General features: G+C 66.0%; 15 protein-coding genes. 7 read left to right on the top strand and 8 right to left on the bottom strand.

What is annotated here, in order from left to right; all coding sequences use genetic code 11:
- Positions 1-234: 234 nt before the first annotated feature.
- The 5 genes from MNQ99_RS03050 to MNQ99_RS03030 all read left to right on the top strand — a co-directional run bounded on the left by MNQ99_RS03050 (position 235) and on the right by MNQ99_RS03030 (position 4,714).
- Positions 235-1,791, top strand: coding sequence for an SLC13 family permease (locus tag MNQ99_RS03050; protein WP_241914402.1), 1,557 nt, complete (start codon positions 235-237; stop codon positions 1,789-1,791).
- Between the two features lie 150 nt (positions 1,792-1,941).
- Complete coding sequence (locus MNQ99_RS03045) at positions 1,942-3,375, top strand: DUF5129 domain-containing protein (RefSeq protein WP_241914401.1); 1,434 nt, start codon at positions 1,942-1,944, stop codon at positions 3,373-3,375.
- Between the two features lie 85 nt (positions 3,376-3,460).
- Complete coding sequence (locus MNQ99_RS03040; RefSeq protein WP_241914400.1) at positions 3,461-3,805, top strand: ArsR/SmtB family transcription factor; 345 nt, start codon at positions 3,461-3,463, stop codon at positions 3,803-3,805.
- On the top strand, positions 3,798-4,253 hold the full coding sequence (locus MNQ99_RS03035; RefSeq protein ID WP_241914399.1) for an SRPBCC family protein: 456 nt from the start codon (positions 3,798-3,800) through the stop codon (positions 4,251-4,253). The genes MNQ99_RS03040 and MNQ99_RS03035 overlap by 8 nt, the downstream gene beginning before the upstream one ends.
- A 179-nt stretch (positions 4,254-4,432) precedes the next feature.
- Positions 4,433-4,714, top strand: a complete 282-nt coding sequence (locus MNQ99_RS03030; RefSeq protein WP_164745411.1) for a hypothetical protein — start codon at positions 4,433-4,435, stop codon at positions 4,712-4,714.
- 47 nt (positions 4,715-4,761) lie between these two features.
- Here MNQ99_RS03030 and MNQ99_RS03025 read toward each other — a convergent pair whose 3' ends face one another.
- Genes MNQ99_RS03025 through MNQ99_RS03005 form a run of 5 tightly spaced genes read right to left on the bottom strand, consistent with a single transcriptional unit; the run spans position 4,762 to position 9,783 of the window.
- Positions 4,762-5,841, bottom strand: a complete 1,080-nt coding sequence (locus tag MNQ99_RS03025; RefSeq protein WP_241914398.1) for a sulfite oxidase — start codon at positions 5,839-5,841, stop codon at positions 4,762-4,764.
- Positions 5,842-5,866: 25 nt separating this feature from the next.
- Entirely contained in the window at positions 5,867-6,733 is an 867-nt protein-coding gene (locus MNQ99_RS03020) for an enoyl-CoA hydratase/isomerase family protein (protein WP_241914397.1), read from the bottom strand.
- A gap of 26 nt (positions 6,734-6,759) precedes the next feature.
- Positions 6,760-8,100, bottom strand: a complete 1,341-nt coding sequence (locus tag MNQ99_RS03015) for a Dyp-type peroxidase (protein ID WP_241914396.1) — start codon at positions 8,098-8,100, stop codon at positions 6,760-6,762.
- A gap of 2 nt (positions 8,101-8,102) precedes the next feature.
- On the bottom strand, positions 8,103-9,230 hold the full coding sequence (locus MNQ99_RS03010; RefSeq protein ID WP_241914395.1) for a DUF4331 family protein: 1,128 nt from the start codon (positions 9,228-9,230) through the stop codon (positions 8,103-8,105).
- A 4-nt stretch (positions 9,231-9,234) separates the two neighbouring features.
- Positions 9,235-9,783, bottom strand: a complete 549-nt coding sequence (locus MNQ99_RS03005) for a hypothetical protein (RefSeq protein ID WP_241914394.1) — start codon at positions 9,781-9,783, stop codon at positions 9,235-9,237.
- A 198-nt stretch (positions 9,784-9,981) separates the two neighbouring features.
- Between MNQ99_RS03005 and MNQ99_RS03000 the strand changes: the two genes are divergently transcribed.
- Positions 9,982-10,425 carry a VOC family protein gene (locus MNQ99_RS03000; RefSeq protein WP_241914393.1) on the top strand — a complete coding sequence of 148 codons (444 nt, stop codon included), beginning with the start codon at positions 9,982-9,984 and terminating at the stop codon, positions 10,423-10,425.
- Positions 10,426-10,508: 83 nt separating this feature from the next.
- Here MNQ99_RS03000 and MNQ99_RS02995 read toward each other — a convergent pair whose 3' ends face one another.
- From MNQ99_RS02995 to MNQ99_RS02985, 3 genes are read right to left on the bottom strand one after another with little or no spacing between them, the layout of a single operon-like run.
- Positions 10,509-11,393, bottom strand: coding sequence for an ABC transporter permease (locus MNQ99_RS02995; protein WP_241914392.1), 885 nt, complete (start codon positions 11,391-11,393; stop codon positions 10,509-10,511).
- 46 nt (positions 11,394-11,439) lie between these two features.
- Positions 11,440-12,405 (bottom strand): ABC transporter ATP-binding protein, encoded by a 966-nt coding sequence (locus MNQ99_RS02990; RefSeq protein ID WP_241914391.1) that lies wholly within the window; start codon positions 12,403-12,405, stop codon positions 11,440-11,442.
- Positions 12,402-13,499, bottom strand: coding sequence for a LolA family protein (locus MNQ99_RS02985; RefSeq protein ID WP_241914390.1), 1,098 nt, complete (start codon positions 13,497-13,499; stop codon positions 12,402-12,404). The genes MNQ99_RS02990 and MNQ99_RS02985 overlap by 4 nt, the downstream gene beginning before the upstream one ends.
- Here MNQ99_RS02985 and MNQ99_RS02980 point away from each other — a divergent pair.
- Entirely contained in the window at positions 13,498-13,737 is a 240-nt protein-coding gene (locus tag MNQ99_RS02980; protein ID WP_241914389.1) for a hypothetical protein, read from the top strand. The genes MNQ99_RS02985 and MNQ99_RS02980 overlap by 2 nt on opposite strands.
- Positions 13,738-13,764 lie beyond the last annotated feature (27 nt).

Here is a 13,764-nt window from a genome sequence, read left to right as displayed (position 1 = left end):
TAGGCCGGGGAATTAGGCAGGTAAAATACTTAGCTTCCCGCCACTGATACACGCTGCATATCAATGCCCGCCTCACGTTGTGCCGCGGGTCTCACCCCTCCATGGCCGCGGCAACACGAGGCCGGGGGCGGACTATGACTCCTGACGTATCAATAAGGCCCAAATAAGTACTTCTGTTGGCCCAGTCACCTGACTACGGTTATGTGGTCCCCGTCGCACAACCAAGGACGATCCATGTCACAGGAAACCCAGAACCGCCCCGAGGCGGCCGAAGCGCGCCCCGGCGGCGACGCTGAACAGACCACAGCCCCCGAGACCCGCACCGGCAGGAAGCTCGTAGCGCTGCTCGCCGGGCCGCTGGCCGGGCTGGCCCTTTTCTTCATCCTGCCGGAGTCGCTGGCGTTCGAAGGCCGCGCCGTCGCGGGCTGTGCGCTCTGGATGGCGATCTGGTGGATGACCGAAGCCGCCCCCATCCCGGTGACCTCGCTGCTGCCGCTGGTCCTCTTCCCGCTATTCGGGATGGACAGCATGGCCAATGTCGCCGCACCCTACGCCAACCCGGTGGTCTTCCTGGTGATGGGCGGAGTGATCCTGGGCCTGGCCACGGAGAAGAGCAACCTGCACCGGCGCATTGCGCTCCTGACCATCCGAACCGTCGGAACCCGCCCCGCGCAGATCGTCCTCGGTCTGATGGTCGCCTCGGCCATGATCTCTGCCTGGGTGTCCAACACCGCCACGGCCGTGATCATGGTGCCCATCGGCGTCTCCATCCTCCAGTTGATCCGCAACATCGACCGAGACGCGGTGGACGCCAAGTTCGCCGCGGCCATGATGCTCGGCATCGCCTACGGCGTCACCATCGGCTCCATGGCCACCCTCATTGGCCAGCCGCCCATGGCGCTGATGGCCGCCTACCTCGGTTCTGAACAGAACTACGAGATGCAGTTCGGCCAGTGGATGCTGGTCGGTGTGCCGTTCGCGGCGGTCATGCTGTTCATCGCTTGGTTTGTGCTGACCAAGCTCGTCTTCCGTACCCGGCTGGAGCAGATTCCCGGCGGGGCACAGCTCATCCGCGACGAAATCGCGAAGCTCGGGGCCATGACAACCCCCGAGCGGCGCGTCGGCGCGATCTTCCTGGCCGCCATTTTCTGCTGGGTGGCAGTGCCCTTCATCGCCCAAATTCCCGCAGTAGCCCATGCCCTGCCCTTTCTCGCAACCATCTCGGACACGCAGGTGGCCATGGGCGCTGCCATTGCCTGTTTCCTGGTCCCGGCCAACAAGCGCTCGGCCGGCAAGGGATCGGCACCGCTGCTGCAGTGGTCCTCGGCCCGCGACATCCCGTGGGGCCTGCTCCTGCTGTTCGGTGGCGGCCTCTCGCTCTCTGCCATGTTCACCTCAACGGGCCTGTCAGAATGGATCGGCAATCAGGTCGGCGGACTGAACGGCATGCCTCCCGTGGTTATCGTGCTGGTCGCCGCCGTGGTCGGTCTGGGGCTCACCGAGCTCACTAGCAACACGGCCACCGCGGCGGCATTCTTCCCGATCATGGGTGCCGTCGCCGTCGGCGTCGGCATCGATCCGCTCCTGATGACCATTGTCATGACCCTCGCTGTCTGTTCGGCCTACATGCTGCCCGTGGCCACGCCGTCGAACGCGGTGGCCTTCGGCTCCGGCGAGGTGTCCATCAAACAGATGGTGCGGGCCGGCCTCTGGCTGAATCTAGTCTCCTTGGTGCTGATCGTGGTGACGCTCTACACCCTGCTCCCGTTGGTCTTCGGCGTCAGCCTCTAGCCCTCACGCCTCGACAGAACCCGCATAACGACGGCGGTGGGCCGGCTCTCGGAGCCGGCCCACCGTTGCATGTCACGTCCGTCTGCCTGTTCCCCGCACCGGGTAGGGTTCCGGTGAAGCCATAACCGCGCAACCGAAGGAACCGGACAGATGAAGAGGATGATCGGCACGCTGCTGTTGGTGCTGGCCGGACTGCTGGGTGCGGCACCGGCCGCGCACGCCGTGACTCCCACCGAGGTGGTTGTAGAGGATACTGCCGGCGTCCTCGACCAGGCCACGCTCCTGCCCGCGGTGGAGGCTATCGACTTCTACGAGCCGACCAAGGTGGCCATCTACACCTACAACGGCTCTGCCTCTGCCAACCTCAACGAAGAAGTGCTTCGCTTCGCCCGCGCGGAGCATCCGGAGTGGCTCAGCGCCGACGGCCAGAAGTGGGCGGACGGACTCTTCATCTTCGCGTTGGACCCGGTCGGCCGCTGGGTCGGAACCTATATGGGCGAGGACCGCAAGATCCCGCTGGAGCAGCGCGAGGACATCCAGGAGACTACCAAGGAACTGTTCCGGGACGCCCAGTGGACGGACGGAACCATCGCGGGCATAGAGCGCGGCGCGGAGCTGATCAACCGCCCGTGGTACCGCTCCGGGGCCTTCATCGGCAGCCTCTGGGCGGCGGGCATCGCCGTCGTCGGGTTCTTTGGAGTCCGCTTTGGGGTGCGTCGGCAGAATCTAGCCAGAGCACGTCGCGAGATCGAACGCGGGGACCGCAGCTACTCCAACGTGTCCCTGGACCTCGACGCCACGGAGGTCAACGCGAACACCATTCCCCCGACGTCTGAGTACGGCTCACGGGTGCTGGAAAAATACCGCGGCTTCATGACCGGCTACACCGAAGCCAGCAAGCTCAACGACAGGGTCCACGCCATGAGCGAGAAGGAGCTGAAGTCGGGTAAGAACGTCAAGACGGCCGCCGAGTACGCGCGCATTGCGACGGAGTTGGATGCACTGGACGACGTCATCGCCGACACCAACACGTTCCTGAACCTGGCCTCCGGATGGGAGCGGGCCTGGGACCGGCAGCTAGCGCCCTTGCGCGAGGACCTGGACGGCATCGATACGCTGATAGAGGAGGGGCCGGAGACCGCCAGGTCTGCGGCAACGGCTGCCGCCCTACGCTCCTTCCGCGACCGTACCCGGGAGGATCTGGAGGACTGGGCCGCCGCCCTCACCGACGGAAGGACCACACCGGACACGGCCCTGCGTTTGATCCAGGACAGCCGGAGCGAATTCACCGACCTACTCAAGGCACACGCGGACACGGTCATCGACGCATACGCAAAAACGTCGTCGGAGAAGGACAAGATGCGCGAGGACATGGACGAAGAACTCCGCAGCGGAGACCGCCGGTCCTCCACGATCCTGGACACCGTGTACCCGCCGTACATGTTCTACTCCGCCTACGCCTTCAACGCCGGCTACAGCTCGGCACAAAGCAGCGTCGATTCTTCACGCAGCAGCGGCAGCACCACAGGCTACGGCAGCAGCGGCGGGAGCTTCAGCGGATCGGGCAGCTCGTCCAGATTCTAGGACTTGCGGCCGGGTAGCTTGAGCTCTTGACGGCCCCGCAGACAGGAGTATATTTAAGTCGTAACTTACATAAGGAGTTGCTTACATGGCAGGGGCACCGGACCAGCTAAGCCTGGTCTTTGCCGCCCTGGCGGATCCCACCCGCCGGGCCATCCTGTCCCGATTGCGGCAGGGTTCGGCCACGGCCGGCGAACTGGCAGAACCGTTCCACATCAGCCGGCCAGCCGTTTCACAGCACCTGCGGGTGTTGGAAAAGGCTGGCCTGATTGAGCGGACCGCCTCCGCGCAGTGGCGCAACTGCACGCTCCGCACCGAACCCCTGGACGACGTTTCGGCCTGGATCGACCACCACCGAGGTCTCTGGAACGAGCGCTTTGATTTGTTGGACGAGCGACTCCGCGAACTCAAGGAGAAAGCCGGAAATGACTGAGCAAACCGCTACACAGGACAAGCAATTCACCATTACGCGCACCTTCGACGCGCCGCGCGAGATCATCTGGCGTGCCTGGACCGACCCGGACGAAGCCGCCCGCTGGTGGCATCCCCGCGAAGTCGCCAGCCCGCGCGAGTTCGTCCGGATCAACGCGAGCGTCGGCGGGACCTATGAATACAAGATGATCGCGCCCGACGGCAGCGAGTATCCCACTGCCGGGCAGTATCTCGAAGTGGTGGAACCGGAACGACTCGTCTTCACGTGGGCCTCGCCCGGTGACCGGATCGAAGACTCACCGGTCATCACAGTGCAACTGGCCGAACTTGACGGCGGCCGCACCGAGATGACCTTCAACCTCCGCGGCTTCGCTGGCTTCGCCGGCGACAACAATGTCTACGACGGCTGGAGCGAGGCGCTGGACATCCTCACGGAATCTCTCGGCTGATTCCTGCTATTTCGCCCCTATGATGACGACGGGGTCCGGCCTTTGGCCGGGCACCGCCGATGTAACGATCCGTCGCGCGGAACGACCGGCACAAATTTGTTGAGATTTTCGACCCATTTTCAAGGAAACCGGTTTACTCTAGGCCGCAGGGGAATTACCGAGAAGCCATGGGGGCAATCATGCGGGAAAATCAGGAACAGCCAGTAGCCAATCCGATCGGTCCGATGGAGCGGATGGGACGCAAGCCCCTCCACGGCGAGGGCCACGACATCGGCATGCCGAATCTTGCGGCCGCCCAAATACCCGGTCCGGGGACTGCCCATGTTGTCTTCGGCGAGGACCGGCAGCTCCCGGACGATGCCGCCGACCCGATGGAGAGGGACGGGCACATCTTCCCGGCACGCCGAGCCCGTCGCTGGATTCCGTGGAGCCGCGGAACCGGCCGGCACCGCCTGGCCTGAACGCCGCCCTCACTAGGACCACACACAGAGGAATCGGCGCCTCGAAGTCAGATGACGTCGACGTAGACCACCTCGACGGCGTTGTTGCCGTAGCCGAGCCGGTTCCATGGCGGGACTTCGGGCTGGACATTTCCCGCCGCGTCGGTGGCCCTCACACGCAGGGTGTGACGTCCAATGTCGTGGGCCTCCCATTCGAAGGACCATTCCTGCCAGTGGTACGGGCCGGTCGGGGGCTTAAGGCTGGCCCGGTGCCATTCGCCTTCGCCGGTGAGGCTGACCTCCACGCGTGACACTGGACCCGCACCGGACCAGGCTTTGCCATGCACCGTATAGGTGCCGGCGGGGATGGTCGATCCGGCGGCCGGATCGGTGATGCGCGCCCGTACGTGCATGATGTCGACGGGTTCCGGTGGCCGGTCTGCCCATTCGTACATGTAGTGCCCGGTCTGGAACTCGCCGACAAACGTCTCGGTCAGGACGTCGATTCGTTTGAGCCACTTCACGGAGGCCACGGCGTACCAGCGCGGGACGATGAGCCGGAAGGGCGACCCATGGTCCGGGCCCAGAGGCTCGCCGTTCATCTCGTACGCAATGAGTATCTCTGCGGCCGGATCGGCGGCCTGGGCCAAGGGCAGCGCGCGGACGAAACTCAGGTTGTTCTTGTCGGTGTCGGCCAGCACCGGGGTGAGGTGGTAGGCGCCGTGGTCGGCGCCCTCGAAGCGCACGTCGACGCCGTTTGCGTCCGGGCGCGCTTGTGCCAGCACTTCGTGCAGGAAGGCGCCCTTCCAGCGGGCCGTCGATACGGCGTAGTCGCCCCAGGGCTCACCGCTGGGCAGCGGACGCATTTCCAGCCGCCCGTTCCCGGCGCATTCGAGCGTGACCGCCCGTTTGTGTGCGGGCATGGCCCGTAGGTCGTCGAGTGTCAGTGTCAGGGGTTGGCCGACGGCGCCGCCGATCTCGAGCGTTCCGTCGTGGGCGGGCAGGGCGAAGTTGCTTCGGACGTAGTGGAGCTCGGTGGAGGTGATCTCGCTCAGGAGCGCCGCGGGTGGCGCTTCGGCGTTGTACGGTGCCGGGTTGATCATCTGCAGCGCAGAACGCGCGGCGCCGAGTTCATCGGTCACTTCCATGGCTAATCCTCCTCGTGGGTCCTGATCAGTAGTCGGCGTCGCGGAAGACGGGTACGCGGTCTTCGTTGAAGGCGCCGATGCCTTCGATGCGGTCGGGATGGACGGCCGAGCGCCAGTGCGCTTCCATCATGGTCGCGATTGCCTGTTCCACCGGCTGCCCCTCTCCGAGCTGCACGGCGCGTTTGACGGCCTGGACGGCTGTCGGGGAGTTGCTCGCGATCGTTTCCGCGATGCGATCTGCCGCATCTGCCAACTCGTGCTGGCCATGGATCTCGTTGACCATGCCGAGGCGGTGCGCCTCGGCCGCCGTGATCGGTTCCCCGGTCATGAGCATTTGCATGGCCCGTCCGGTTCCGAGGAGGCGCGGCAGGAACACCGGTGAGCCGCCACCGGCCGAGAGGCCGATCATCGCCTCCGGCTGGCCGAAGGTGGCGTTCTCGGAGGCGATGATGAAGTCACAGCTCTGGGCGAGTTCGCATCCGCCTCCATAGGCGATTCCGTTCACGGCGGCGAAGAGCGGTTTGCGCAGTTGCCTTACGGTGTAGAGCGTGCGATCGAAGGCCTGGCGCTGGCGCAGCCAATCCTCTTTGGTCATTTTGTTGCGCTGTCGCAGGTCGCTGCCAACGGAGAAGGCCCGCTCGCCGGCGCCTGTGAGTACCACGACCCGTACGGCGGTGCGGACGGCGATCGTTTCGACGATTTCAGTCAGACGCGCGCCCATCTCGGTCGTGATCGCATTGTCGGCGTGCGGGCGGTTGAGCGTGATCACCGCAATCTGGTTGTCCTTGCGATAGTCGACGAGAACGGGCGACTCTGGTTCCTCGGCATCCGGGGAGGGGTGGGCGAAATCGAGCTTTTTCCAACGGTCGGCGCCCGCGGAGGTCGTGGTCATATCGTGCTCCCCTGGGTCGGGACGGGTCATGGTAATTCCGCCAGCCAGCGCATCGCCGAGAGGCTCGGGGCGAAGAAGTACTCGCCCCCGCGCGTGGTCACGAATGGTGGAAGGTCGTGCAGCCGGCGCCGGATCGGCCGCTGGGGGATGGTGAAGCTGGTTGTGCCATCGCCCGTGCCGACGAGCGGGTCCGCTTCACTCGGGGCGCCGATGAAAATCCCGTCATTGAGCCATTGGGTCTTGACGAACTCGAACTGGCGCTTGATATGGGCGCCGACGAACACGAAGATGATGCCGCGATCTTTGCCGTCGTCTTCCAGCACTCCATCGGGAAGCTCCGGGCCGTAGCTCGTGCCGCGCCGGATCATTCGGTGCAGGCGGACGTTGACGCTGCCGTCGCTGTCCAGCGCGTCGCGCGGGTTAGCGCGTCGTGCGTGGGCGCCCACCGGGCATTTGAACCCGCGGGGATCGTCGCCGTAAAGGAAGTTGTTGTTCCGTTGCGGGTCGCCGCCAAGCTCCGGATCGTCCCGATCCGGGGAGAGCGGGAGTGGGGCTCCTCCTTGCCAACGCCCGACCATCTTCGCGCCAAGTAGTGCCTCCTCCTCACGGGTTGCAGCCTTCGCGCGGAGGTATTGCCGGTATGCCGCAACCTTTGTGTGCAGCTTTCGGAGGACCACATAGGTGCCGTTTCGGCCCAGGATGTCCGGGGTCGGCATCGCCGGCAACTCGCCCGTCTCGTCGGGGTAGCCGAGGATGATCTCGCCGGCTTTGAGCGGTCGCTCGTGCGGGTTCGATGCTGGCTGGCCGCTGCCCTCGACCGCCGGCTGGCTGATACCGTCCTTGAATCCGAACGAGGTACGCCCGGTCGGGAGCTGGTAGCAGTCCTGACGCCAGAGCACCGAGATGCCGTTCAGCTCCTGATGGGCACGGCGGGCCTTTTCTGTGACGGCCTCGAGGCGACTGAGGTCGGGTGAGAGCACCGCTATGGCGATGTGGACGTCGGGCGTGCCGAGCGGCTGCTCCCAGTGTTCCGGGCTGCTCTCGCCGACGTCCCCGAGGTGCGTCGCACGCGCAGCCATCCCTTCGCGGAATTCAGGGGCGAAGCTGTCAAGTGAGGGCTGCGGCACCCCGAGCGCCTCGAGTCCGCGATAGGTGAACCCGACGGTAATCCAGGCGTCGTGCGCGGGATCGGCCGAGGGCCTCCCGGAGTCGACGACCGCCACCAGCCGCCGGACCAGTTCGCGCCCGTCGGCACGGTCATCGATACGCAGCAGCAGGTAGGCGCCGACATACGGCGAGGGGCGCCCGTGCAGTGCACCGCTTTGAATGTCGTCGAGCTCGAGTTTGACGCCGTCATTCGCGGGCATGGTCAGTGGTGTTCCGGAGGTTCGGGCGGGTTGGGGTTGGGCGGGGAGAGGTAGGGAAAGCTGCGCGAAGCCGGCCGCGAGGACCCATCGACTCCATCGCGGATGATCGGCCCGTTGCCGGCATTGATCAGCGTCGTGAAGAACTTGTCCATCACGTCGTCGTTGAGCGTGCGCCCCCCGCAGCTCTCGTGGGACCGACCTTGGCGGGCGGAAAGTTCGATCTCGAGGAACGAACCCTGTTCCTGATAGGGCTTCGTGACGTCCACGATGAGGAAGTCGGCGAGAACGAGCCCGGTCAGCGGATGGCCGTTGCCGTTGGCCGGCCAGTCGGTCTTCCCGTCGAGGCCGTCCCAGAAGGCGAGGTTGGCGTCTAGCCGCGCGCGGTAGGCACCTTCGTATCCGTGCGCGAGGTGGAACGCGTCCTCCATGTTGTATAGGTCGCGGATCTCGAGGTCTTGATTGACCGGATCGAACTGCTTGGGCCCCAGCATCAGGTTCTTCACCTCGGGCCGTCCGACGCGTTCGATACGCACGTTGAACGTGCCTCGCGTCAGCGTCTCGGCAACCACGCCAACGAGCGTCGCGCCCTCGAACAGGGAACAATCGATTTCGACGACAAGCCCGAGGACGTTCTTGCCGTCAAGGTAGATCGCCCCCGGGTCCATAAAGGCAAGCTGGCCCGTCGCGACCGTCTTCAGCGCAGCCGGAGCGTCCAGGATGAACGGATCCCACCGCGCACCCGCGAAGACCCGCACGCCGTGGCCGGAACCGCCGCCGTCGTCGTTGACTCGGAATGAGACGGTCTCGCCCGACGGAGTGGTGCAGGTCCCCTCCTGCTCGAAGGGCTGCCCGTCCGGGCTGATCGGCGCAGCGAACACGCAGTCGAACACGAACTCCTCGGCGCCGGCAGCGAACGGCACTGCATCGCCGGCTGCGTTCGCCGCCAGCGGTCGCAGGCGGAACCGGTAGAGGAGCCCGTCGGAGAACGCGTTGGAGACCTTGGCGAACGGCAGCGTGTTCATCACGAGAACCAGATGTCCGGCCCGGTCCGGGCTCGGAAATGCGTAGACATCCGTGATGTCTGCGATCGGGTTGGCCAGCGCCCTGGGGCCCGAAATGTGATCCGACATGGCGTCAATCCCCGGCCTCGTCGAGCAGCGGCTGCAGCGCAGGGTGCTGAAGCGCTGCCGCGGCGTCGGGGTGGTCGAGCACGCGCTGGAACGCCGCGTTCACTCGCTGCGCCTTGCGGATTTCCTTCACGGTGCCGGGGTAGTTGCGCGCGTACGCGGCCGCACGTCGTTGCGCGCCGAGAATGAACGCCTTTTCGGTGGCCAGATCGGGCAGGCCGTCGTAGCCCTCCGCGTGCCGGAAGATCACATCGAAGAGCGCGAGCGTCGGCCCCGAGTTGAAGAAATCCTCCATATAGGCGTCCCAGGGGCCATCGAAACTTGTGATGAACGCAAGTCGGGTGTCGTCGTCGAAGAGTACGAACCGCGCCTCGTGAATAGTCGTGATCGCCATGCCGTAATCCCCTGGCCGGTAGCCAGCTGTCTGCTGCAGGTCGTTCAGCGCGGCCCGCAGCGATTCGCTCTGACCGGGTTTGACCCGGAAGAACAGGCTGAACTCGCTCGTGGGTCCGACGCCGACGCCCGGATCGGACGTTGCTGCCTCGGATGTCGCCATTCGATGCTCCCTTGTTGAAGTTCCGCAAGCATGGCATGAACCTCGCGGCGACCACGTCACCCACAGGGGGTGACTTTGATGTGCACACGCTGCGGGTGGTCTCGGCTATCCCAGTACCTTGCGGCGACAGGCAGACTCGCTTGGCCGTCGGTCCCGATCCTTGATGCCTTCTTGACAGGAATCAGGAGGGCCGAATGAATGGACAGCGTCGACATCCGCAGTCCAGCAAAGGAGTACCTCATGGCACGCCCAGTCCACTTTGAGATCCAGGCCGACGACGTCGAGCGCGCCAAGGCCTTCTACACCAAGGCGTTTGGCTGGACGTTCGAGGATTATTCGCAAATGACCGGCACGCCGTATTTTGGCGTCCTGACAGGCCCGGAAGGTGAACCCGGCATCAATGGCGGCCTCCAGCAGCGCCCTGTTCCCGCCCCGGCGGCCGGACAAGGAACCAACGCCTGGGTGGTGACCATGGAGGTGGATGACTACGACGCGACGGAACGGAAGATTCTGGACGCCGGAGGCCAGACAGCTCTGCCAAAGTTCGCCCTGCCAGGCATGGCGTGGCAGGGCTACTACTTGGACACCGAAGGCAACACCATCGGCATTCACCAGCCAGACGAACGAGCCGGAACACAGTAACTGCGAAAAGGCCGGGCTCGACTCTGGCTAATATCGTGCCCCTCTCGGAAGATTTCCCATCCTTCGAGCGATGCGGCTTCTTGTTAGGACAGCACGTCTTTGGTGCTGAAGCGGCTGTAGGCGAGGGCGCAGAAGACGGCGATGTAGCCGCCCTGCAGGAGGGCGTTGGCGCCGAAGGCGTCCCAGGAGATGGGCTGGCGGAGCAGGTCGGCGAAGCCGAGCCAGTGGTGGGTGAACAGCCAAGGGTGCAGCCAGTCGAGCTGCGGCAGCGCGCCGATGATCTGGGTGACGACGGCGAGAACCGCCGTCGTTGCCATCGCCCCGACCGGAACCTCGGTGAGGGTGGAGATAAAGAGCCCGATCGCGGCGAGACCGGCCAGTGACAAAGCGACGTAGGCGGCCACCAGCAGCAGCCGGACCAGGGATTCGCCGACGCCAATGGTGTCGCCGGACAGCAGGGTCACCGGCCCGGTGCCGAACAGGATGGTACCGATGACCGCGCCGGCCACCACGATGGCGAGCGCGGCCGCAATGCAGAAGACGACGGCTGCCCCGTACTTGACCGCCAGCAGCCGCAGCCGGCCCGCCGGGGCCGTCAGCAGGTAGCGGAGCGTGCCGTGGCCGGCCTCGCCGGCGATGGTGTCGCCGGCCACCACGCTGATGGTCAGGGGCAGGAACAACGGGATGGAGACCACCAAACCCGTCAGCGCGACGAACAAGCCGTTCTGCTTGATCTGGTTCAGGAACGGCGGGCCGCCGCCGGGCCCTCCCTCGTCTGCGGCCACCCGGACCACCACGGCGATGAGAACCGGAACGGCCGCCAGGGCCAGCAGCATGGCCCAGGTCCGAAGCCGCCGGAACAGCACGCTGAGTTCGGAGCCGAAGAGCGCCCAGCCGGCGGACGGCCGGCGGTTCTCAGGCGTGGCAGGGGCCAAGCGGCCGGCAGGTCCGGCTCCAGAATGGTGCACAGGTTCGGGGCTTCGGCGATCGGCCTCGGCGGGAACAGACTGCGCGTCACTGGACAACGTCGAACCCCTCCCCCGTCAGCTCCACGTAGCGGTCCTCCAGGCTGCCCGCCTCCACCACGAACCCCCGGAGCCGCACTCCGTCGGCCACCAGCGCGGCGGCGATGTCCTCGGGCAGCAGTTCGGGGCGGTTCATCGGTGTGCTGACCTGCCCGTCGAGAGCCGCCTCCGGTCCTTCCGGCTCCAGGCCGAGCCGGCGCAGCACAGCCCGGGCGGCTTCGGCGTCGGGCGTCTGGATGCTCAGGTGGGTCAGGCCCACGCGGCGCAGTTCGTCCAGGGTCCCCTGAGCCACCAGCTTGCCGGCGCGCATCACGGCGGCGTGACTGCAGATCTGTTCCACTTCGGAAAGCAGGTGGCTGGAGACGAACACCGTGGTTCCTCCCCCGGCCAGCGAGCGCACCAGGCTGCGGACCTCGCGGGTGCCCTGCGGATCCAGCCCGTTGGTCGGTTCGTCCAGCACCAGCAGTTGGCGCGGCATCAGCAACGCGTTGGCGATGCCCAGCCGCTGTTTCATGCCCAGCGAATACGCCCGCACCTTCTTGTTGGCCGCGTGCGTCAGCCCGACCCGCTCCAGCGCCTCGCCGACCCGGCGGCGGCGGGTTGCTGCCGGAGCGTGCCGGTCGGCGGTATCCAACCGGTGCAGGTTCGAAGCGCCGGAGAGGAACGGGTAGAACGCCGGGCCTTCGATCAGTGCCCCGACCTGCGGCAGTACGCTCCGCAAGTGCCCGGGCATCTCCTGGCCAAAGATTCGGACGCTCCCGCTGGTGGCGCCGGCCAGCCCGAGCATCACCCGGATGGTGGTGGTTTTCCCGGAGCCGTTCGGGCCCAGAAAGCCGAAGACCGAGCCGTGCGGAACAGCCAGGTCAAGAGAGTCGACGGCGGTCTGCCGGCCGAAGCGTTTGGTCAGTCCGGAGGTTTCGATGGCCAGCGCGGCGGAAGTGCCGCTGCCGTTCACCGGCCCTCCGCGGCTGCCTGCAGCTGCCCCAGCGGAACGGATCCGGCGAACACGCGGCCGTCATCGGTCAGGTAGACGTTGACCAGTGACGTGGAGATCAGCCGGCCGCCGTCCACGGCTTCGGTGGCCTGGGCCAGCAGCGGAGAATCCGCCCAGCCGTCCGGCAGAGCCGCCGCGGGAACTTCCGTCACGGTCTCCCAGCCGGAGCCATGTTTGGTGACCTGATCCCGAACGCCTGCACCGCCGTCGTTGTTGCCCTTGAGATGTGGCTTCTCAGCCTTCGGGCTGTGCTGCGGCACGGCGTGCTCAGTCACGGTGGCGCCGGCCGGCGGGGTGAAGTCGAACAGCCCGGCGTCCGGTGCCCCAAGGCTCAGCTTGGTGTAGCCCAACCGGAACGCCGGCTCCTGCTGTCCGCGCGCCTGTACTTGCACGTTCAGCGGCAGGCCGGTCTCGGCATCGATGGCCACCACCATGGAACCCACCAGCGTTTCGGTACTGTTGGGCTCCACCACCAACTGGTACGCACTGCGGCCGGCGACTGAAGTGTCGTCGCCGACGGACACCTTGGATTCCGGGGTGATGCTCTGCAGCAACTGCTCGGCGAGCCGCTGCGGCGTATATGCCTCGGCTTGTGGGGAAGCACCGCCGTCGGACGTGTCCCCCTTGCCGGCAGGCAGGGTCAGATGGACAGCCTCGTTCTTCTTGGAGCTGTAGAACCACGCCTCGGCGCCATTGCGGATCAGGTCGCGCTCGGCAAAGCGGTCGAAAAGCTGCAGCCGGACCCGGTCCGGGCCGTCCAGATAGACGCGGGCGGCATGGGAGCCGGTGAGCAACGCAAGCGCGTCCGCCACCTGCCCGCCCTCGCCCGCGGGCTTGTCTTGAGGCAGTTCGGGAAGCCCCAGCGCGGAATCCTGTTCCACGGTCCCGGACAGCTCACGGACGTCGCTGCCCGCCGCCATTTCCAGCAACTGCTGCGGTGTTTTGTCCGGCAAATCGGCTGCGGCGTTGGCCTGCAGCGAACCGGTCAGCACACCGCCGGCAATCACGGCAGGCACGACGGCGGCAGGCAGCCACCGCTTCCAAGTCCCGGCCATGACACATCACCTTCCGATGCTGAAGGGCTCGGTCCCAGACTACGCCAGCGGGAGGCCGCGGTCACTGGTCAAAGCACCCGGAACCCTGCACGGCGTCAGCGGAGTGGGCACCGCAGCCAACATCGTGATGCGCACGTGCTTGTCCCTGCACAGGCCCCGTGTTGTAGTTGACCCACGCAATGACATGCGGATGCTCGGTGGCACGGCGGCGAACCCGCCGGTGCTGCGGACGTCCTGAAGCCGGCCCGCACCCAGGCCGGCAGCC

Origin of the sequence: Arthrobacter sulfonylureivorans (assembly GCF_022637435.1) — a bacterium.
In the GTDB taxonomy this organism is placed as follows: domain Bacteria; phylum Actinomycetota; class Actinomycetes; order Actinomycetales; family Micrococcaceae; genus Crystallibacter; species Crystallibacter sulfonylureivorans.
Note: the sequence above shows the minus strand (reverse complement) of the source record. Positions and strands in the feature narration are given on the sequence as shown.